The organism is Demequina ureilytica (assembly GCF_048553575.1).
Taxonomy (GTDB): Bacteria; Actinomycetota; Actinomycetes; order Actinomycetales; family Demequinaceae; genus Demequina.
On sequence record NZ_JBLZIE010000001.1, the window covers coordinates 151,724 to 172,997 of the forward strand.

Annotated in this window: 16 protein-coding genes; 2 read left to right on the plus strand and 14 right to left on the minus strand. The window is 66.6% G+C overall.

Going from position 1 to position 21,274, the window contains the following annotated elements:
- Nucleotides 1-7: 7 nt before the first annotated feature.
- The 8 genes from rlmB to ACNI3K_RS00700 form a co-directional block, all read right to left on the minus strand.
- On the minus strand, nucleotides 8-967 hold the full coding sequence (gene rlmB / locus ACNI3K_RS00665) for a 23S rRNA (guanosine(2251)-2'-O)-methyltransferase RlmB (RefSeq protein WP_419389937.1): 960 nt from the start codon (nucleotides 965-967) through the stop codon (nucleotides 8-10).
- 88 nt (nucleotides 968-1,055) lie between these two features.
- On the minus strand, nucleotides 1,056-3,026 hold the full coding sequence (locus ACNI3K_RS00670) for an endo-1,4-beta-xylanase (RefSeq protein WP_419389938.1): 1,971 nt from the start codon (nucleotides 3,024-3,026) through the stop codon (nucleotides 1,056-1,058).
- Between the two features lie 186 nt (nucleotides 3,027-3,212).
- The gene (locus ACNI3K_RS00675) at nucleotides 3,213-6,653 is read right to left on the minus strand and encodes a carbohydrate binding domain-containing protein (RefSeq protein WP_419389939.1); all 3,441 of its coding nucleotides are present in this window, start codon (nucleotides 6,651-6,653) and stop codon (nucleotides 3,213-3,215) included.
- A gap of 59 nt (nucleotides 6,654-6,712) precedes the next feature.
- The gene (locus ACNI3K_RS00680; protein WP_419389940.1) at nucleotides 6,713-10,147 is read right to left on the minus strand and encodes a beta-xylosidase family glycoside hydrolase; all 3,435 of its coding nucleotides are present in this window, start codon (nucleotides 10,145-10,147) and stop codon (nucleotides 6,713-6,715) included.
- Between the two features lie 468 nt (nucleotides 10,148-10,615).
- The gene (gene cysS / locus ACNI3K_RS00685; protein WP_419389941.1) at nucleotides 10,616-12,037 is read right to left on the minus strand and encodes a cysteine--tRNA ligase; all 1,422 of its coding nucleotides are present in this window, start codon (nucleotides 12,035-12,037) and stop codon (nucleotides 10,616-10,618) included.
- A 10-nt stretch (nucleotides 12,038-12,047) separates the two neighbouring features.
- Nucleotides 12,048-12,533 (minus strand): 2-C-methyl-D-erythritol 2,4-cyclodiphosphate synthase, encoded by a 486-nt coding sequence (gene ispF / locus ACNI3K_RS00690; protein WP_419389942.1) that lies wholly within the window; start codon nucleotides 12,531-12,533, stop codon nucleotides 12,048-12,050.
- Nucleotides 12,530-13,258 (minus strand): IspD/TarI family cytidylyltransferase, encoded by a 729-nt coding sequence (locus ACNI3K_RS00695; protein ID WP_419389943.1) that lies wholly within the window; start codon nucleotides 13,256-13,258, stop codon nucleotides 12,530-12,532. The genes ispF and ACNI3K_RS00695 overlap by 4 nt, the downstream gene beginning before the upstream one ends.
- Nucleotides 13,255-13,737, minus strand: coding sequence for a CarD family transcriptional regulator (locus tag ACNI3K_RS00700; protein WP_301141442.1), 483 nt, complete (start codon nucleotides 13,735-13,737; stop codon nucleotides 13,255-13,257). The genes ACNI3K_RS00695 and ACNI3K_RS00700 overlap by 4 nt, the downstream gene beginning before the upstream one ends.
- Nucleotides 13,738-13,894: 157 nt before the next feature.
- Between ACNI3K_RS00700 and ACNI3K_RS00705 the strand changes: the two genes are divergently transcribed.
- Nucleotides 13,895-14,356 carry a hypothetical protein gene (locus ACNI3K_RS00705; RefSeq protein ID WP_419389944.1) on the plus strand — a complete coding sequence of 154 codons (462 nt, stop codon included), beginning with the start codon at nucleotides 13,895-13,897 and terminating at the stop codon, nucleotides 14,354-14,356.
- 141 nt (nucleotides 14,357-14,497) lie between these two features.
- Here ACNI3K_RS00705 and pstB read toward each other — a convergent pair whose 3' ends face one another.
- From pstB to ACNI3K_RS00735, 6 genes are all read right to left on the minus strand, one after another.
- Entirely contained in the window at nucleotides 14,498-15,277 is a 780-nt protein-coding gene (gene pstB, locus ACNI3K_RS00710) for a phosphate ABC transporter ATP-binding protein PstB (RefSeq protein WP_419389945.1), read from the minus strand.
- Nucleotides 15,278-15,301: 24 nt separating this feature from the next.
- A complete protein-coding gene (pstA, locus tag ACNI3K_RS00715) occupies nucleotides 15,302-16,267 on the minus strand; it encodes a phosphate ABC transporter permease PstA (protein ID WP_419389946.1) in 966 nt (321 codons plus the stop codon).
- The gene (pstC, locus tag ACNI3K_RS00720) at nucleotides 16,267-17,271 is read right to left on the minus strand and encodes a phosphate ABC transporter permease subunit PstC (protein ID WP_419389947.1); all 1,005 of its coding nucleotides are present in this window, start codon (nucleotides 17,269-17,271) and stop codon (nucleotides 16,267-16,269) included. The genes pstA and pstC overlap by 1 nt, the downstream gene beginning before the upstream one ends.
- Before the next feature lie 82 nt (nucleotides 17,272-17,353).
- Nucleotides 17,354-18,484: a phosphate ABC transporter substrate-binding protein PstS gene (pstS, locus tag ACNI3K_RS00725; RefSeq protein WP_419389948.1), complete on the minus strand. Its 1,131-nt coding sequence runs from the start codon at nucleotides 18,482-18,484 to the stop codon at nucleotides 17,354-17,356.
- 153 nt (nucleotides 18,485-18,637) lie between these two features.
- Nucleotides 18,638-19,333: a winged helix-turn-helix domain-containing protein gene (locus ACNI3K_RS00730; protein ID WP_419389949.1), complete on the minus strand. Its 696-nt coding sequence runs from the start codon at nucleotides 19,331-19,333 to the stop codon at nucleotides 18,638-18,640.
- A complete protein-coding gene (locus tag ACNI3K_RS00735) occupies nucleotides 19,330-20,472 on the minus strand; it encodes a sensor histidine kinase (RefSeq protein WP_419389950.1) in 1,143 nt (380 codons plus the stop codon). The genes ACNI3K_RS00730 and ACNI3K_RS00735 overlap by 4 nt, the downstream gene beginning before the upstream one ends.
- Nucleotides 20,473-20,614: 142 nt before the next feature.
- On the opposite strand from ACNI3K_RS00735, the gene phoU reads away from it, so the two are divergent.
- A complete protein-coding gene (gene phoU / locus ACNI3K_RS00740; protein ID WP_419389951.1) occupies nucleotides 20,615-21,274 on the plus strand; it encodes a phosphate signaling complex protein PhoU in 660 nt (219 codons plus the stop codon).

A 21,274-nucleotide genomic window follows, 5' to 3' on the forward strand; every position in this document is an offset into this window, starting at 1 on the left:
CGTGGCGTCAGCCCAGGGCCTTGCGCGCCTCGTAGAGCGCGATCGACGCGGCGACCGAGGCGTTGAGGCTCTCGGTGTCACTCTCAATGGGGATCGATGCGATCTGGTCGCAAGCCTCGCGCACGAGTCGTGACAGCCCCGAGCCCTCGGAGCCGACCACGATCACCAAGGGGCCATCGAGCAGGTGGGAGTCCGCGATGTCGACGTCTCCCCCGCCATCCAGGCCGATGACGAAGAGCCCCGCGGCCTTGTAGGCCTCGAGGGTGCGCGTGAGGTTCGTGGCGCGAGCCACGGGCAGGCGGGCGGCGGCGCCCGCGGAGACCTTCCAGGCCGCGACGGTGACACCCGCGGCCCGGCGCTCGGGAACGACCACTCCGGTCGCGCCGAACGCCGCTGCCGAGCGCATGATCGCGCCGAGGTTGCGCGGGTCCTGAATGCTGTCGAGCGCGATGATCCGCGCCTGCCCCTCGATCTCCAGCAGGTCCTCAGGCGCCGCGTAGACGTAGGGCGGCACCTCGAGTGCGACGCCCTGGTGGGGGCTCCCACCCGACAGCGCTTCGAGGTTCGCCTTGGTGACCTCGCGGACCTCGATCCCGGCCTCGACGGCGAGAGACACGATCTCCGTGATCCGGTCGTCGGCGTCGATCCGGTTGAAGACCGACAGCGCGACCGCGGGGAGCCGGCTGCGCAGCGCCTCGAGCACGCTGTTGCGGCCGATCACCAGCTCGTGAGAGCTCGAGGTCTTGTCTCGGGGCGTGACCCTGCCCGAGCGCTGAGGGCGCTTGGCGACGTCGGCTTCGGCCTTCTTCTTCAGCTTGTAGGCCTTGTGATACGGGCGCTCCACCGCCTTGGGAGTGGGGCCCTTGCCCTCGAGGGCTCTGCGGCCCTTGCCGCCCGTGCCGACGGAGGCGCCCTTCTTCGATCCTGCGTTTCGGGTCGCGCCGCGACGTTGTGAGTTACCAGCCATACGCTCAAGGGTAGTCGCGCACAGGCCCGGCCCGCGCATCGGGCCGATGCGCGGGCCAAGCAAGCCCGCGCATCGGCCTTGGCACGGGCTACTTGGGCAGCTGGTCGAAACGGTAGAGGAAGGCGGCCATCGCGTCACGCGTGGTGGAGTGGAACGGACGGTATTCGGCTTCGCCGTTCACCACCCATCCCTCGGTGATACCCGTGGACTCCAGCCACGTGATCTCCGGGTAGAACTCCGTGTTGTTAGGCGTGATGTCCACGAACGGAGAACGACCAGAGGTGTCCACGGCCGGCTTCCCCTCCATGCGATAGAGGAACGCCGCCATGGCGTCACGAGTGATGGGCTCGAACGGACGGAATTCCGTACCCTCCGATGTCTCCCAGCCTTCGGTGATGCCCTGCTCGGAGAGCCACACGATCTCTTCGTAGAACTCCGTGTTGGCCCGAGTGATGTCGATGAATGGAGACTCGCCAGAGGTGTCCACCGTGGGCTCACCGGCGTAGCGGTACAGGAACGCGGCCATCGCGTCCCGAGTGATCGCACTGAACGGGCGGAACTCCGTCCCCGCCTCGGTCTCCCAACCCTCGGTGATGCCCCGGCTCGCGAGCCACACGATCTCGTCGTAGAACTCCGACGACTCGGTTGTGACGTCGGTGAACTCGATCTCCACCGGGGCAGCCGAGACCGTCACGTCGAAGGACGTCGTGATGGACGCGTCAGAATCGAGGGTCACCATCAGCGTCACGTCACCGGCAACCGACGAGTCGAAGCCGGTCACCGTGAACTCATCGCTGGTCAGCACCTCCGTGGCCGAGTCGGTCCACGTCGACGTGACCTCCAGGCCCGCCAGATCCAGTTCGTCACCGACCGTGTACTCGATCGTGGTCGGCATCTGGGTGACCGCAATCGACTCCACCTCTGCGGGCTCATCCGAGATCCGCTCCACCGTGGCGACGGCGAAGGCGGCAGGTTTGGGCTGAAACTGCGCGTCGAAGAGCAGCGGCGCACCATCGTCGGCGAGCCAACTGCGATCGTCCGTCAGTCCCCACACCGTGATCGCCCGCACCGAGGGGGTGTCGGCGAAGACCTGGAAGGCATCACGGTAGAAGTCGGCTTGGTCCTGGAGCCGTTCGTCTGTCACGGGCGTCCCCGTGGGGCGGTCGAACTCGGTGACGGCCTGCTCCACGTCGAGATCCTCGAAGTCGGTGAGAGTGTCGTCCAGCTGCTGCACCGATACGGAGGAGTGAACGTGGAACTGGTGGCCGACCACGTCGACGGGCACGTCGCGGTCGAGGAGCCGCTTGATGAGCGCGTGGTACCGCGCTCGTTTGTCGGGCCACTCGGTGGAGTAGTCGTTGATGTACAGAGCGACCGGCCGGTCCGATCCGGGAGCGGCGTAGGTCTCGTTGAAGGCCTCGTCCGCGTACTGGAACGCGAGGTCGATGAAGTCCTCGCCGAGGATCCGGAACCATTCAGACTCGCGCAGGCCCCCGGGCGTGTCGCCCCTGTCGCTGACGACCTCGTTGACCACGTCGAACGAGATGATGGGGTTCCCGGCCCCGAACAGTCCGTGCTCGTCAGCGAGGTACTCCGCGACGTCGAAGATGTGGGTCTCCATGCGCTGGCGCAGGATCTCGCGCCCCTCATCGTCCGCGGGCAACGGCTCGCCGTCCGCGCCGTCGAAGAACCAGTCCGGGGACTGCGAGTGCCACACGAGGGTATGCCCGTGGATGTCGAGGTCGCTGTCGGATGCGAAGCTCATCAGCGTGTCGATGATGGGCGACGGCGAGAACTGATCCGGCCCGGAGTACCAGGCGTAGGGCTTCATGTGGTTCTCGGGCGTGAACTGCGTCGCGTGAGTTTGCATGAGCTCTGCGGCCGCGCCGGTGGTCTCTCGGTTGTCGATCGCGAAGCCGAAGGGGATGTTGACGGTGTCCGACAGCGGCGGAAGCTCGAGTTCGGCTTCATCCGACGCGGCTGGCGCCATGCCGGCGCTCAGCAGCGCGGCCGACGCGGCCAGCACAGCGGTACTTCGCACAAGGGTGGGGATGCGCATGGGTTTCCTCCCGGTAGCGGCGGCAAGGCGTCACCCGGGAGGGGGGCGCTTCGTCGCGCAGAAAACTGTGGTGGCAATTCAGGTGGGGCTGTGCAGCAGCGGGCACCCACGCGGGTGCTCCGCCAAGCAAGCGGGCCCCGGCCCTCCTGGGGGGAGGAGGACCGGGGCCCGACTCGCTGTCCGGGCCTAGTCGGCCAGGTTGTCGTAGCGGTTGAGGAACGCGGCCATCGCGTCACGGGTGGTCTCACCGAAGGGACGGAACTCGACGCCCGTGGACGTCTCCCAACCCTCAGTGATGCCCGTGGACTCCAGCCACAGAATCTCCTCGTAGAACTCCGTGTTCAGGGACGTGATGTCCTCGAACGGAGAACCACCAGAGGTGTCAACCGGGGGCTCGCCCGCCATGCGGTACAGGAATGCCGCCATCGCGTCACGAGTGATCGGCTCGAACGGACGGAACTCCGTGCCGTCCGCCATCACCCAGCCCTCGGTGATGTCCTGCTGCTCCAGCCACACGATCTCCTTATAGAACTCCGTGTTATCCATGGTGATATCCACGAACGGAGACTCGTCAGGCAGCGTCACGTCCGGCGAACCGGCATAGCGGTACAGGAACGCCGCCATCGCATCACGCGTGATTGACCTGAACGGACGGAATTCCGTGCCCGACTCGGTCTCCCAACCCTCGGTGATGCCCCGACCCGTGAGCCACATGATCGACTCGTAGTGCTCCAGGGAGTCATCGACATCGACGAACTCGGGTGGCTCCGTCGAATCGGTCACCGTGACATCGAACGACGTCGTGATCGACGTGTCCGCGTCATACGTCACCGTCAGAGTCACGTCACCGGCAGCCGACGAATCGAAACCAGTCACCGTGAACTCATCCGCCGTCAGCACCGACGTGGCACTGTCGGTCCACGTCGCCGTGACCTCCAGACCATCAAGATCCAGAGCGTCACCCACCATGTAGTCCGTCTTGGTCGGCAACTGCGCCACCTCGATCGACTCCACCGTCGCCGGCTCGCCGCTCGCCGCGAACTCCCAGGTATCGACCTGAGCGAGAGCGACATCGGCAGCGCCGGTGTAGACGAAGAACACGTCGTGGACGCCGGCCACGCCCGAGAGCGTGGTCGTGTACTCGCCGAGCTCTCCGACGGTGCCGTCGAGGTCGAGGGTGCCCAGGAGAGCGCCATCGGCGGCTCCTGCACGGACCTCAATCTGGACGCCGTCGACCAGCGGGGTCGCCATTGCGCTGAACTCGACCTCGTTGTTCGTGCCGAAGTCGACCGAGGACAGCGCAGTCCAGTCGCCGTTGTTCAGTGCCGTCAGCACCGAGTTGGACTCCAAGGGGCCGAACTCGGCAGAGCCACGCTCGACCAGCTCGGTCAGCACGCCGGACTGCCAGCCGATGGTCTCGGCCTCGATCACGCGGAAGGGGTCCAGGTTCTTGATCTGGTCCACGCCCGCGTAGTCGCCCTGAATCGGGACGATGGTGCCGTCCTCGTTGAACTCGACCTTCTGCATGTGCGGACTGCGGTAGCCGGAGATGTTGGTCCCGACCTCGGTGTTCATCCGCGCATTGATGGTCGGGGCGTGGTAGGTGAAGTAGTACTCACCGCCCAGCTCGAAGAACGACTGGTGGTTGTTGCCACCGGTGCCGTTGCCGAAGAAGTTCGCCTGGTTGACGAACGCCGTTCCGGCGAACTCCGCAGGGGTCCACGGTCCCATCGGGTCGTCCGCCATCAGGTACGCGATGGCACCCGTCGGAGGAGCTCCCGGGTCGCGGCCCTGGCTTGTGAAGTCGGTCGAGTACGAGTAGTAGTACTTGCCGTCGCGCTCGAAGACGTGGCTCGCCTCGAAGATGTTCGGGGCGTCAATGACCTGAGCCTCTCCCTCGAGAGAGATCATGTCGTCGGCCAGCTTCACCACGTACGTGGTCATGGGGTTGTTGACCGGGTCCTCGACCGCGGAGGACGGGTTGGGGTCTCCGCCGCCGTAGTAGAGGTAGGCCTGGCCGTCGTCCGCGACGTAGACGCCCGGGTCGAAGTACCAGCCCGAGTACTCGGTGGGAACTCCGGGGGTGTTGCGGTCGGCGATGGGCTCGCCGATCGGGTCGGTGAATGGACCGGTGGGGGTCGGTGCCTCCAGCACGCCTACGCTCGAGCCGTTGTTGGAGAAGTACAGGAAGAACTTCTGCTCTCCGTTGACCTCCTTGGTCGCGAACGCGGGAGCCCACGAGTTGGAGGCCCACGTGGCCGCACCGTCGGGACCCGCCACGCTGATGGCGCCGTGGTCAACCCAGTTGACCATGTCGTCAGAAGAGATCACCACGATCTCGTTGATACGCGCGTAGGTGTTGGTGTCCGAGTCCAAGGACGGGTCCCACTCCTGCGTGTCGTTCGTCATGTACATGTACACGCGACCGTCGTAGACGAACGCGTTGCCGTCGGCGCCGAACCGGTGGGACATCAGCGGGTTGTGGTTGCCCACCTGCTTGCCGACGATCGGAATCGTGAGGTCGTCCGCCGACGGAGGCTCGACCACGGGGAGCAGCGTCATGACGACGTCGTCGACGTAGAAGTCCATCAGGTCTGCGTCGGGGTCTCCGTCAGCGACGTAGGGGGTCTCGAAGAACAGGATCACGTCGTCGACGTTCGCGTCATCGGCCACGTTGAGGGTTCCCGTGATCTCTGTCCATTCGCCCTTGGCAGCCACTCCGTTGCCGCTCCGGTTGGTGGAGGCGAAGTCGAAGTAGCTGTTGCTCGTGCCGCCAAACCGCGCGGTTCCGTTGAAGCGCTTGGTGGCCGGAGTGGCCTCGCCCTCGTAGCGCACCCATGCGGACAGGTAGTAGGAACGTCCCTGCTCGAGCAGTCCGCTCAGGTCCTGAGTGGCACCCGCGAAGGTGCCCTGACGCTCGCTGACGAGAACCGCAGCTTCGCCCGTGCGTGCATCTTCCGGACCGGTCAGCGTGACCGTGGAGACGCCGTTTCCATCGCCATACCAGGGGTCGATGCCGGCCTCGAAGCCTCCGTTGACGATGATGTTGTCACCCTCGTCGATGGGAGCGAGCACGGACACGTCGTCAACCACGTATCCCATGAGATCGTTGGGGCCGGGTTCGCCGACGAACGGAGTCTCGATGAAGATCGAGGTGCTCTCGGTGACCTGGTCCTCGGTGAGCGTGAACGAGCCCGCGAGCTCGGTCCACTCGCCTTCAGTCGCCGTGACCGAAAAGCGGTCGTCGAAGGCGAAGCCGCCTGCCCAGGTGGTCAGGTTGAAGGTCTTCTCCGTGACGGTGGCCTCTGCGGACTCCCACTTGAGCCACAGCGAGACGCTGTACTCGACTCCGGCCTCAGCAACGGCGGACATGTCGAGGTACGGTCCCGACTGAGTTCCCGTGCGGTTGTTCACCTCCATCGACTGGGCTCCGGTCCGGGCGTCGTCGCTGATCTGCAACGCGCCGCCGTTCTGAGCGGACCAGCCTTCCAGGCTGCCGGATTCGAACCCGCCATCGGGGACGAGCTCCAGGTCCGCGGCGCTAGCCGCGGGAACGAGGGCGGCAAACATGACCGCCCCCAGTCCCACGGCCGCGATCACGGCCCTCTTTGGTGTTCTAACGGTCATGATGTGACTCCTCCTTGAGTGTTCATGGTGCAGTGAGGTGAATCTGTGGTCGTGAGGTCTCAGTCCGCCCAGTTGTCGTAGCGGCTCAGGAATGCGGCCATCGCGTCGCGGGTGGTCTCGCCGAACGGCCGGAACTCGACGCCCGTGGACGTCTCCCACCCCTCGGAGATGCCCGTGGACTCGAGCCAGAGGATCTCCTCGTAGAACTCGGTGTTCTTAGGTCTGATGTCCTCGAACGGCGAACCGGCGGAGGTGTCAACCGTGGGCTCGCCCGCCATGCGGTACAAGAACGCCGCCATCGCGTCACGGGTGATGGGCTCAAAGGGACGGAACTCAGTCCCCTCGTCCGTCTCCCACCCCTCGGTGATGCCCGTGGACTCGAGCCACACGATCTCCTCGTAGAACTCCGTGTTGTCCGTGGTGATATCCACGAACGGAGACTCCGACGGCAACGTGACGTCCGGCGAACCGGCGTAGCGGTACAGGAACGCCGCCATGGCATCACGCGTGATCGACCTGAACGGACGGAATTCCGTGCCCGACTCGGTCTCCCAACCCTCGGTGATGCCCCGACCCGCGAGCCACATGATCGACTCGTAGTGCTCCAGCGCCTCGTCGACGTCCGCGAACTCGGGCGTCTCCACCGCGTCGGAGACCGAGACATCGAACATCGTCGTGACCGACTCGTCCGCGCCATACGTCACCGTCAGAGTCACGTCACCGGCGGTAGACGAATCGAAGCCCGTCACCGTGAACTCATCCGCGGTCAGTACCGACGTGGCACTGTCGGTCCACGTCGCCGTGACCTCCAGACCATCGAGATCCAGATCGTCACCCACCATGTAGTCGGTGGTGGTCGGCAACTGCGTGACCTCGATCGACTCCACCGTGGCCGGCTCGGCTGCCTCGAGCTCCGCGATCGCCACCTCGAGCTCGTACTCGGGGGCATCGATCTGGTTCTGAGTACTGGAGTCGGCGACAGCAGCGCTCAGCCACGTTGCTGCGGAGTCGACCGCTGCCCAGCTCTCCGACGAGTAGCCCGACGAGTCCATGCCGTCGACCAGGCCCAGGAGCGCATCGGCACGCGTCGTGTCGAGCGTCTCGGAATCGGCAGTGAGGGTGTCCGACAGGTAGTAGTAGTCGAAGTCGGCGTGGCCGCCGGTGGTCTCCTTGGCGTAGGTGAACAGCCCGAACCGGTAGCCCATGAAGTGGCCCTGGTATGAGTCGTTCGGCATCGAGTAGTCCTCGCCCAACAGGGTCCAGGTCTCGTTGTCGAGGCTGTAGTAGAACGCCATGCGGCCCGGGCCCGTGTAGTCGATGTCAGCCTTCAGAAAGACGTCCGTCGTGCCGGCCGGCAAGTCGGCGGTGGTGCCCGGCTCGAAGTCCTCGACAGCGGTGACGTCGTCCTCGTAGGCACCGCCGGTGCGGGTGCGGTGAACCACACCCACCGTGCGGGTGTCACCGTTGTCCTGTACCGCGACGTATCCGTACTCGCGGGTGTAGGTCGCGAGGCCGGCCACGTCGCCGTCGTTCAGGCCGGAGATGTCGACGCGGGTCTCCGCAGACGACTTGGGACCGAACGTGCGCTGAGACAGCGTGTTGCGCGTCTCTTCGAAGTACGTGAGGCGGTTCGCCTCGATCGGGTTCTTGTTGAACTGCGCGACGCCCGTGACCACGTCGAAGTTCTCGATCCGCAGCCATCCCTCGCGGTCGGTCAGCGACCAGTGCTCGTTGTGGGGCGCGTGGTTCCACTGCCACTCGAGAGCGAGCTCCGAGCCGTTGTTCGTCCACTCCTCCTCGTATCCCTCGTGCACCTCGTCGTTGAATGCGCGCGGAGCGGCGTCGTTGGCGAAGTCGTCGGAGGTGACGATCTGACGGAGGTTCTCGCGGTGCTGCTCGTCGGCGGTCAGCTCGACGGGGATCTCGAGGTTGCCGGGCAGGTCGACGTCGCCGTTCTCGTCGCCGAACTGCGGCCACTCACCTGATCCCGCCGCGGGCCACTCGACCGGCACCAGCGTGGGAATGCGCCCCAGAGGGTAGTTGTCGCGGAACAGCATCGCGTAGCTGTCGACCTCGCCGCCGTCATGACGGACGTCGATGAGGCCACCCTGCGCAATGCCGTTGGAGTCGAGAACGACCTGGTAGTCGTAGGGGTCGCCACCGCCGACGGGACCCAGCAGGTCGTCGCTCCGGAACAGCTGCGTCTGACGGCGGTTGTTGATCCAACTGATCATCACCACGTAGTACTGGCCGTCGCGGAAGTACGCGTGAGCGCCCTCGTACCCGCTGCCGAGGCCACCTTCATACATCGAGGCGTGGATGAGCTGGCCGTTCACGCCGCCGGGTGCAGCCTGCGTGAGGTCCTCGGTGAGCTCGGTGATCGTGAGGCCGTTGTAGCCGTGCAGCACGTACGGCTTGTCGTTGTCGTTCGGGTCCCAGAACAGCGAGGGGTCGTGGAAGGTGCGGTCGTACTCGATGCGCTCCCACTCGCCGCTCTCGATGTCCTCCGTGATGAACAGGTAAGCGTGACCGTTGTTGTTGGTGTTGAAGAACACGTAGTACTTGCCCTCGTGGTAGCGGAGCGATGTGGCCCACTGGCCCTCGCCGTACGCGCTGGTGCCGCCGCGCAGCGAGTCCGAGTCGCCCGTCGAGAGGATGTCGTACGTGTAGTTGACGATCTCCCAGTTGACGAGGTCGATCGACTTCATGATCGGGGCGCCGGGGTTCAGGTGCATGGTGGTCGAGACCATGTAGTACGCATCGTGCTCGGCGCCGGTGTCCTCCTTGGGCACCATGATGGTGCTGACGTCGGGTACGTCGGCCTTCAAGATCGAGTTGGCGAACGTGCCGTCATCCCGAACGGTCGAGGTGAGTCCGCGGATCGCGTCGCCGGCGGGCGGCGGCGGCGGCGTGAAGGGCTGGCCGATGAGCGAGACGTCGTCCGCGTAGTAGTCCATGAGGTCGTTGACGGGGTCGGGGCTCGCGACGTACGGCGTCTCGAGGAAGATGAGCGCGTCACCGACGTTGCCGTCGGCCGGCACCGAGAGCGTGCCCGTGATCTCTCCCCACTCACCGCGCGTGAGGGTCTCGGTCGCGAAGTTGGTCCACGAGTTCCCGCCGTAACGCACCGTGGCGTTGAACTGTTTGGTCGCGGGGCCCTCGTCGTAGCGCACCCACGCGGAGACCTCGTAGTCGCGCCCCTGCTGGAGCTTGCCGGACACGTCCTGCGAGACACCGGAGCCGGTGGCGGTGCGGTCGGTGACGTGCACCGCGCGCGCACCTGCGTGCACGGGGTCCGACACCGCGGTGATCGTGGAGGCGCCGTTGTCGCTGCCCCACTCCGCAGTGCCGTCCTCGAAACCGCCGTTGACGATGATTTGCGGAGCATCTTCCGCGGCCTGGGCCGGGATGGCGGCGACGGCGGTGATCGCCATGGCCATGAGCGACGCGGCAGCACCTGCACGGCGCAGGGGTTGGGTGTACTTCAAGGACATCTGATCTCCGTTGATCGTGCGTCAGTCGAACTGTCAGCGACTCGCCGTGCCTGCGTTCAGCCTGCTCGTCGTGCGGGGCTGCATCGCTGCCACAGCCACGCGAACCGATGGGGACTCCCGCATATGTGAGCGTTCCCATTCTCGCCGCTGAGTTTGATGCTAGACAAAACAAAGGGGTTTGCCAACCTGGAGACCCGATCTTTTGCATCGAATCGTCACATGATCGGGAGATTCCACTTGTGAGCGTGCCCGTCAGCAAAGCAAGAATCGGAACCACCGCCGCTAAGCGGTGGCCTCATGGCACGCGCATCGGGGCCTTGCCGCCGTCACTTCTTCACACACGTGCGACGGGCGAGGGAGCCGAAGCCAGAGTTGACGCACACCGCGCCCGTGCACCCCATCAGTCACGGCGGTGTGCAGAAGTGGCGAGCCAGTGGCCGATGCCGGGGCCGGCTAGGGGTGGAAGGCTCAGTCCTCGGTGGAGAGGGACCAGCGCACACCCTCTGCGCCGTCCTCGACCACGATTCCGGCGGCCGCTAGGCGGTCCCGGATCGCGTCTGCGGTGGCCCAGTCCTTAGCGGCGCGTGCCTGCGCGCGCGCTTCGATGTCGGCGCGCACCATCGAGTCGAGAGCGGCCATCGCTGCGGAGGAGCCGGCACCCACGCCGGCCCACTCGGCCGAGCCGGGGTCGAGACCGAGCACGTCGAGCATCGCCCTCACCGACAGCAGCGCCGAGGCGAGGGCCGAGTCGTCGCCCGCAGTCAGCGCGGCGTTGCCGGCGCGCACGGTCTCGTGGACGTGCGCGAGGGCGCGCGGCACGCCCAGGTCGTCATTCATCGCGAACACGAAGGGCTCCGGCAGCTCGGCCGCTGCGACCTGCTCCGCGGTGACCACCCCGACTTTCTCCGAGGCCCGCAGCACGAACCCCGCGAGGCGCGTCCACGTCGCCGCCGCATCGTCCATGGTCTGCTCCGAGTACTCGAGCATCGATCGGTAGTGCACCTGCGCGAGCGCGAGCCGCAGCGCGGGCGCCGGGTGGCGTTCCAGTACCTCGGTGACCAGCAGCCCGTTGCCGAGCGACTTGGACATCTTGGCGCCCGACTGCGTCACCCATGCGGAGTGCATCCACAGGCGCGCGAACGGGTCGCCCGCGGCGCGCGACTGCGCCTGCTCGTTCTCGTGATGAGGGAATCGCAGGTCCAGCCCGCCACCGTGAATGTCGAACTCGGTCCCCAGGTAGCGCTTGGCCATCGCCGAGCACTCGATGTGCCAGCCGGGCCGTCCGCGGCCCCACGGTGAGTCCCACCCGGCGGTGTCGGGCTCACCCGCCTTGTGTGCCTTCCACAGCGCGAAGTCGCGCGGATCGCGCTTGTCCCCAGCGGTCGCATCGGGCGCCGGGGTGAGGTCCTCGAGCGCCTGATGCGTGAGGGCGCCGTACTCGGGGAAGGAACGGACGTCGAAGTACACGGACCCGTCGAGCTCGTACGCGTGGCCGTTGCCGACCAGTGCCTGGACAAGCGCGATGATCTCGGGGATGTGTCCCGTCGCCCGCGGCTCGGCCGCCGGTGCCTTCACTCCGACCGCGGAGTACGCGGCCTGGAACTCGCGCTCAAAGCGCAGCGCCCATGCCCACCAAGCCTCCCCCGCATCGGCCGCCTTCGCGAGGGTCTTGTCGTCGATGTCGGTGACGTTGCGCACCATGGTGACCTCGTGGCCAGTGCGCTCGAGCCAACGCTGCAGCACGTCGAACGCGACGGCGCTGCGCAGGTGACCCACGTGGGGGCTGCCCTGAACCGTGGGCCCGCACAGATAGATGCCGACGCGGCCGGGCTCGAGCGGCTCGAGGTCGCGCTCGGTGCGGGTGGCGGTGTCGAACAGGCGGAGAGTCACGCGTGCCAGGCTACCGGGGCTGACGTGCGAACACGAGCGCCGTGGCGATAGCCGCCACGCCCTCGCCGCGCCCGGTCAGCCCGAGCCCGTCCGTGGTGGTCGCGGTCACCGTCACGGGCGCCCCGGCTGCAGCGCTCAGCGCGGCCTCCGCCTCGGCCCGGCGGGGCGAGAGCTTGGGGCGGTTGCCGAGCACCTGCACCGCGACGTTCCCGATCTCGAAGCCCGCCTGACGCACGCGGGACGCGGTCTCGGTCAGCAGCGCGGCGCCCGTCGCTCCCGCCCACTCGGGGCGGTCCGTGCCGAAGTTCGAGCCCAGGTCGCCCAGAGCCGCCGCGCTGAGCAGGGCGTCGCATGCCGCGTGCGCCGCGACGTCGCCGTCCGAGTGACCCGACAGCGGGGTCTCCCCCGGCCACGTCAGGCCCGCGAGCGCGAGGATGCCGGCGCCGGGTTCGCCGAAGGCGTGCACGTCGACGCCGATGCCGGTCCTGGGGATCATGCGCCGCCTCCGGCCAGGGAGCGGGCGATGTGGCGGGCGAGCGGGAGGTCGCCGGGTCGCGTGACCTTGAAGCCCCACTCGTGCCCGTCCACGGCGACGATGCGGTGGCCGCGGGCGCGCGCCAAGGTGGCGTCGTCGGTGGCCGGGCGGGCGGCGGCACCGCCGGCTCCTGTGTGCGCGTCGATGGCGACGTGGGCGCGGAACGTCTGGGGAGTCTGGACGATGCGCAGCTCGTCGCGGTCCACGACGTCGCCGATCAGCCCGTCGGGCCCCGGGGCGCGGATGAGGGTGTCGACCACCGGCAGCACCGGGATCGCGCCGTCGGCTCCGTCCCGCACCGCCTCGATGGTCGCGAGTGCGACAGCGGGCTCTTGGAAGGCCCGCGCGGCGTCGTGGATGAGCACGATGTCTTGAGCGTCGAGATCGAGGGCGGCCAGGCCGGCGGCAACCGAGGCCTGGCGGGTGTCGCCCCCCACGACGACGCGCGCGCTCACCCCGGCATCAGCCAGGGCGGCGCGCATCGCGTCGAGGTGAGCCGCAGGCGCGGTCACCACCACTGAGTCAACGACCTCAGTCAAACGGAGAGCTGCCCACGCCACCAAAGCCTTGCCCTCGATGGGCACCAAGGCTTTGGGCACCGAAACTCTAGACGCGGTGCCGTCAGACGACCTGGCCCCGAGCCTGGTGCCCGAACCCGCGGCCGTGATGACGGCCGCGATGGTCACGAGGCGAGAACCTTGTCCAAGCGCTCCTCGGCGGTGTCCTCCGTGCACTTCTCGGCCAGTGCCAGCTCTGAGACGAGGATCTGGCGCGCCTTGTGAAGCATGCGCTTCTCACCGGCGGACAGGCCCTTGTCGGTGTCGCGGCGCGACAGGTCGCGCACGACCTCGGCCACACGGATCACATCGCCGGAGGCGAGCTTCTCCACATTAGCCTTGTAGCGGCGCGACCAGTTGGTGGGCTCCTCGATGTACGGCTCGCGCAGCACCCCGAAGACCTTCTCGAGGCCGGCCTGGTCGACGACGTCGCGGACCCCTACGAGGTCCACGTTCTCTGCGGGAACCTCGATCGTGAGGTCTCCCTGCGCGACCTTGAGCTTGAGGTAGATCTTCTCCTCGCCCTTGACGGTGCGCTTCTTGATGTCCTGGATCTTCGCCGCACCGTGGTGCGGGTAGACGACGGTCTCGCCGACGACGAAATTCATGATGGAGGTGTGCCCCTTCTTCGCGGAAGACCTATTCTACCACCGCGACACGCCGCCTTAACAGGCGCTCTGCGTGTTGTCCAGCACCGACGCGCCGGCTGTGCCCGCGGCCGCGCACCAGTATCCTTGGGACAGCCCCGCCACGAAAGGAATCGCCGTGAAGTCCATCGTCTCCGCCGGCACCGCCGCCGTCGCCGCATTGGTGCTCGCCGGCTGCAGCTACGTGAACCCCATCACCACTCAGCAGAACTACTCTGCGTCCGATGGTGTCCAGCTGATCGCCGACGATTTCGAGGCATTCAACCTCATCGTGGTGTCCACCGGCGAGGGCGAGCCTGGCGCACTGATCGGCCGCGTGTACAACGACACGGACGAGGAAATGGAGTTCGAGATCTCGTTCGACGCCGAGACCTCGACCACGGTGCCGGTACCCGCGCGTTCCTCCGTCGAGCTCACTCCCCTCGACGGCGTCGAGGTTCCCGGCACGTCGCCCGTGATGCCGGGCTTGCTCACCGAGGTGGGCTTCGCCACTGGTGCCAACGCGTTCTACACCGTCCAGGCGCCCGTCATGGACGGCACCCTCTCCGAGTACCAGCCCATCGTGGAAGCGCTCGACTGAGCCCTCCCCGGCCCGTCCCGAACATCTGGCGCGGCGACTCGCCGCGCATCCTGCTTGCCCAGCCCGCGCATCGGCGCGTCTGTTGCTGGGATGTTCGAGACGGCACGGTGGCCGATGCGGTCGCCGGTTTGGGGGCGCGGCTCAGCCGAAGCGGCCCGAGATGTAGTCCTCGGTGGCCTTCTCCGACGGCGTGGAGAACATGGTCGGGGTGTCGTTCATCTCGATGAGCTTGCCCGGCTTGCCGGTCCCCGCGATGTTGAAGAATCCCGTCCGGTCGGACACGCGCGCCGCCTGCTGCATGTTGTGAGTGACGATCACAATCGTGTAATCGTTCTTGAGCTCCGCGATGAGGTCCTCGATGGCGAGCGTCGAGATGGGGTCGAGGGCCGAGCAGGGCTCGTCCATCAGCATCACGTCGGGCTTGATCGCGATCGCCCGCGCGATGCACAGGCGCTGCTGCTGCCCGCCTGAGAGCGACGAGCCGGGCTTGTCGAGGCGGTCCTTGACCTCTTCCCACAGGTTCGCGCCGCGCAGGGAGGTCTCGACGACCTCCTCGGTCTCGGACTTGTTCATGCGCTTGTTGTTGAGCTTCATCCCCGCGAGCACGTTCTCCGAGATCGACATCGTCGGGAACGGGTTGGGACGCTGGAACACCATGCCGACGTGGCGGCGGACGGTCACTGGGTCAACGTCCTCGCCGTACAGGTCGACGCCGTCCATCAGCACCTCGCCCTCGACGCGGGCGCCGGGGATAACCTCGTGCATCCGGTTGAGGGTGCGGAGGAACGTCGACTTGCCGCACCCGGAGGGCCCGATGAGTGCGGTGACCGAGTTGGGCTCGATCGACAGGGACACGTCCTCCACAGCCAGGAACTTGCTGTAGTAGACATCCATGTTGTTGATGTCGATGCGCTTGGACACAGGTTGACTCCGGTTCTTCTCGGCTCAGCGGCCGGTCTTGGGGGAGAAGTACTTGGCGATCAGACGAGCGATGAGGTTGAGCGCCATGACGATGACGATCAGCACGAGGGCAGCGGCCCACGCGTTCAGCTCGGTGATATTTGAGACGCACGCGATGGCCTCGTTGTTGCACGGCTGCTCACCCTTGCGCCACTCGGCGACGATGTACACCGGAAGGCTCATCATGCGGCCCTCGAACAGATTCATGTTCAGCGAGTCGGCGACACCCACCGCGATCAGCAGCGGCGCCGTCTCGCCGATCACTCGCGCGATCGCGAGGGTGACACCCGTCGAGATGCCCGCGATCGCCGTCCGCAGCACCACCTTGATGATGGTGAGCCACTTGGGCACGCCTAGCGCGTACGCGGCCTCGCGCAACTCGTTGGGAACCAGGCGGAGCATCTCCTCGGAGGATCGCACCACTACTGGGATCATCAGCACCGACAGCGCCACGGCCCCCACGATCCCGAGTTTGGTGCCCGGCCCGACCAGGATCGCGAACACCGCATAGGCGAACAGACCGGCGACGATTGACGGGATCCCCGTCATCACGTCCACGAAGAACGTGACCGCCTTCTTGAGCTTGCCGGTGCCGTACTCGACGAGGTAGATCGACGTCAGCAGACCAATCGGCACTGAGATGACGGTGGCCGCGAGCGTCATGAGAACAGTGCCCCAGATCGCGTGCAGGATGCCGCCCTCCGGCATGCCGCCAAAGATGTTGCGCGAGGTCTCGCTGAGAAAGTTGAAGTTCAGGTTCGCGTCGCCGTTGGCGTCGACCATGAAGCGGCTCACGCCGCGGTCAATCACCGTGTAGGACAGCCAGATCAACGGGATGAGCGCCACCGCGAACGCCGCGTAGACCACGACGGTCATACCCTTGTCGGTGAACTTGCGCTTACTGCTGAGCGGCCCCAAGGGGGAGGCGTCAGTGGGAGTGGTCACAGCCATCAGTTGGCCCCCGAGAATTCGGATCGGCGAGACACGACCCAGCGTGCCAGCATGTTCACGAGCAGGGTGATCACGAACAGTGCGAGTCCCATTGTGATGAGCGCCGAGACTCCGGCGGCGTTCGCCTCTGGGAATTGCAGCGCGATGTACGACGCGATCGTGTTATGTTCAGCGGCCTGCAGGATGTTGGGCGAGAACGACAGTCCGGGCGACAGGATCATGTAGACGGCCATGGTCTCGCCGAGCGCTCGCCCGAGGCCCAGCATGGTCGCGCCGATCATCCCGGGCTTGCCGAACGGAATGACGGCCATCTTCACCATCTCCCACCGAGTGGCGCCCATCGCCAGGGCGGCCTCCTCGTGCAGGACGGGCGTCTGGAGGAACACCTCTCGCGTCACCGCCGTGATGATCGGGATGATCATGATCGCGAGGACGATCCCTGCGGACATCGCCACGCGCCCGGTGCCAGAAACGGTGCCGTCGTCAGCGGCTGCGAAGATGGGGATCCAGCCGAGGTACTCCGACAGGAACTGGTAGAAGGGCTGCAGGACGGGGATCACGACCAGCGCGCCCCAGAGCCCGTAAACCACTGACGGGATGGCGGCAAGCAGGTCGATGAGATAGCCCAGGCCCTGAGCGAGCTTGCGGGGCGCGTAGTGCGAGATGAAGAGGGCGATCCCGAACGACAGCGGCGTCGCGATCAGCAGCGCGATCGCGGAGATCAGGATGGTCCCGTAGACCAGATAGCCGATGATGGCGATCAGGGTCTCGCCGGACTCCGTGCCGATCCAGTGGACCTGGTCGGACAGATCCGCAGCCGACGAGGTCATCGCGGGCCATGCCTCGAGCAGCAGGAAGCTCGCGACCGCGGCGAGCGTCACCAGAATCAGACTGGCGGCAATGGCGGACAGCCCACCGAAAGCTCGGTTCGCGAGGGCGCCGGGATGAGTCGTGTACTCCTGGACCTCCGCGTCGGTGGCGGGCGGCTCCTGGGTGGTCGTCACGCGCAGTCTCCAGAGTTCGGCGGGCAAGACGGTGGTGGGCTCATCCTTGCGGACGAACCCACCACCGGTCTACTTGATGAGGTTAGCCCGCGGCGATGCCGTCGAGGATCTCCGTGACACGGGTCGACAGGTTATCCGAGATGGGCGAAGAGCCGGCGGCCGAGGCAGCCTGCTCCTGGCCGTCGCCAGCGATGTACTTGACGAACTCGGTCACGAGCGCGCGCTCGTTCTCGTCGTCGTACTGCTGGCACACGATGGTGTAGGACACCAGCACGAGCGGGTAGGCGCCCGATGCGGTGGTGGTGCGGTCCAGCTCGTAGGCCAGGTCGTTCTCGCCGTTGGCACCGGTCGAGAGCGGCGAGGCGTCGACGACCGCGGCTGCGGCCTCGGCGGAGAAGGGAACGTACTCCTCGCCCACCTTGAGCGCCACGGTGCCGAGCTCGCCGGCGCGTGAAGCGTCGACATAGCCGATCGTTCCCGAGTTGTCCTGAACGATCTGAACGACCGCCGAGGTGCCGGGGCCGGACTCGCCGGAAGCACCCTGCCAGTCACCGGACGTCTCGTCCGCAACCCAGTTGTCCGAGGCCTTCACCAGGTAGTCCTGGAAGTTCTCGGTGGTGCCGGACTCGTCCGCGCGGTGCACGATGGTGATCGTGTCCGAGGGGAGCTCGACGTCAGGGTTCTGGTCCGCGATCATCGGGTCGTCCCACGAGCTGATCTCGCCCGAGAAGATGGCGGAGATGGTGTTCGCATCCATGTTCAGCGAGTCGATGCCCTCGAGGTTGAACACGACGGCGATGGGCGAGATGTACAGCGGCAGGTGAATCGCACCCATGTCGCCGTCGCAGGCCTCAACAGCGCCCGCGTACTCCTCTTCGTCCATCAGGGCGTCCGAACCGGCGAACGAGGTCGCGCCGTCGGTGAACTGGGTACGGCCACCGCCGGAGCCGACGGGGTCGTAACTGATGGTGACGTCAGGGTTCATGCCCTGGAACCCGGCGCGCCAGGCCTCCATGGCGGACTCCTGCGACGAGGCGCCGGCGCCAACCAGGTTGCCGGAGAGGTCTGCAGACTCGCTGGGCTCGGTGGTCGTGCCGCCGCCAGCTGCGGACTCGGTGGTGTCGGTCTCTTCGTTGGACGGCGAGCACGCCGCCAGCGCAAACGTCAGCGCGGCTGCCGAAATCACGGCGCCGGTACGAGTGGCAATCTTCACAGTCGAGTTTCCTCACTTGCTTGGTGGACCCGGCTTGGTGCCGGACGGTCTCCAACGTAGGCACGCAAGGTAACGGCTTCCCGTGGCCCGACTGAACGCTGGGTGAACGTTCCGTGAACGGGCGCGCACGCTGAGCGTGCCGTGACCAAAATGTTATGCCTCGAAGGTGTAGCCCACGCCTCGCACGGTCTGAATGAGGACCGGTTCCGACGGATCCTGTTCGATGCGTCCACGAAGCCGCTTGATGTGAACGTCGAGTGTCTTGGTGTCGCCGAAGTAGTCGGCTCCCCACACGCGATCGATGATCACCTGGCGCGGCAGCACCCGACCCGCATTCTGCGCGAGCAAGTGCAGCAGCGCGAACTCCTTGGGCGGCAGCGACTGAGGCTGACCGTCCCGGGTCACGGTGAGACGCTCGGGGTCGAGGGTGAGGCCCGCCACCGACAGCCGCTCGGGCTCATCACCCATGCCGCCCATTCCCGCGTTCTGGCGCCGCAGCACGGCGCGGATGCGCGCGACGAGCTCGCGCCCGGAGTACGGCTTGGTGACGTAGTCGTCCGCGCCCAGTTCGAGCCCGATGATCCGGTCGACCTGGTCGTCCTTCGCGGTGACCATGATGATGGGCACGTCCGAACGCTCGCGAATATTGCGGAACACGTCCGAACCCGACATGCCCGGCAACATCAGGTCGAGCAGGATCACGTCCGCACCGTCGCGCAGGTAGGTCTCGAGCCCCTTCGGGCCGGTGTCCGCCAACAGCACGTCGAATCCTTCACGCGCGAGCAGATACTTGAGGGAGTCCCGGTAGGACTCCTCGTCCTCCACGACCAAAACCCGTGCCTCACTCATGCGTCCTCCTGTAAGTCGTCCCCCGCATCGGCCATCTGCTGGTGAACAGCGAGGCGGAGGGTGAAGGTCGAGCCCACAGAAGGCTGCGACCACAATTCAACGGTGCCCGAATGCTGCAGAGCCACGTGCTTGACGATGGACAGACCGAGACCGGTGCCCCCAGTCTCCCGCGAGCGGGCCGGATCGGTGCGGTAGAACCGCTCGAAGATGCGCTCCTGGTCCTCGGCCGCGATGCCGATGCCCTGGTCGATGACGGAGACCCGCGCGGCCTCCCCGTCGATGGCCAGCGCGACGGTGACCTTGGAGCCCGCGTCAGAGTAGTTGACGGCGTTGTCGACGAGGTTGCGCAGCGCCATCGCGAGCAGATCGCGGTCGCCCATCACGGTGGGTCGGGCGGCCACGTCGGCCACGAGGGCGATCCGTTTGTGCTCCGCGCTCAGGTTGACGCCGTCCAGCACCTCGTCGATCACGTCCGCGAGGTCCACCGCCTCGTAGTCGATCACGGACTCGCCGCCCTGCAGCCGGGAGATCTCGACGATCTCCTGGATCAGCTTGGTCAACCGGCGCGTCTCCTTGCGGATCTTCTTGGCGAACGAGCGCACCATCTCGGTGTCGTCGGCGTTGTCCTCGATCGTCTCGGCGAGCAGCGACAGCGCCCCCACCGGCGTCTTGAGCTCGTGCGACACGTTGACCGCGAACTCCCGGCGTGTCTGCTCCGCCGCACGCTGCTCGGTGTTGTCGTTGGCGACCGCGAGCGCGAGCTCGTCGTTGATTCGCGTCACCCGCACGTGCACGATGCTGGACGCGCCCAGCACGCCGCGCTTGATCTCCACCTCGTCCTCGACGGGAGTGCCGGTCGCCCAGGCCCGCTCGGCAAGGTCGGCCACCTTCGGGTGGAGCGCGCCGTCGGGGCGGGCGATGCCCAGGGCGGCCGCGACCGTGTTGGAGAACGCGCTGCGGCGGTCCCGGCGCACCACGGCGGCACCGGACTGGAGCACGGAGACGATCTGCCGCGTGCGGTGAGGCACGAGAGTGCTGGAGACGGCGCCGCTAGTCACGGTGCGGCGGTGTGCGAGTGCTCCGAATCCTGCTCCAACAGCGAGCGCGACAGCGGCGACCAGCCACATCTCGGGGGTCATGGGGTCACAGTAACCACACGCCCCTGGGTTCACCCAATGTTCAGGAACGACACCGAAAGTTCACCCCTGCTCGGGCGCATGACTTCCGCCCCGCGCAGGCGTGATGACACACTAGGGACAACGTCACACCGCTAGGAGAAGCATGCGCACCCTCTTCACCGCAGAGATGTCGGAACTTGCCGACGATCTGACCACCATGGCCACGCACGTGGAGTCGGCGATCTCTCGCGCCTCCGAGGCGCTGCTCACCCAGAACGTCGAGCTCGCTCAGCAGGTGATCGCGGACGACGCCAAGCTCGACGGCCTCGAGGAGACGGTCGACGAGCGCTGCGTGCTCCTGATCGCTCAGCAGCAGCCCGTGGGACTCGACCTGCGCAGCATCGTCGCGTCGCTGCGGATCTCCGCCGCACTCGAGCGCATGGGCGACCTCGCTCAGCACATCGCCGAGGCTGCCCGCCGCGCCTATCCCGGGTCCGCGATCCCCGTGGGACACGAGGAGATCTTCGCCGGCATGGCCGAGGCCGCCAAGAAGGTCGCCACCGAGGTCATCGAGCTGCTCGAGACGCGCGACCTCAACCTCGCGGCAGGAATCGTCTCCGACGACGATGCCCTGGACGAGCTCCATGCGCGGGCGTACAAGACGATGCTCGCCGACGACTACTCCGGCAGCGCCCAGGAGACGCTCGACATCGCTCTGCTCGCGCGCTACTTCGAGCGGTTCGGGGACCACGCAGTGAGCGTCTCGCGCCGCATCGTGTACTTGGTCACCGGGGATGTCACCGGAGACCGCGGCCGCATCTAG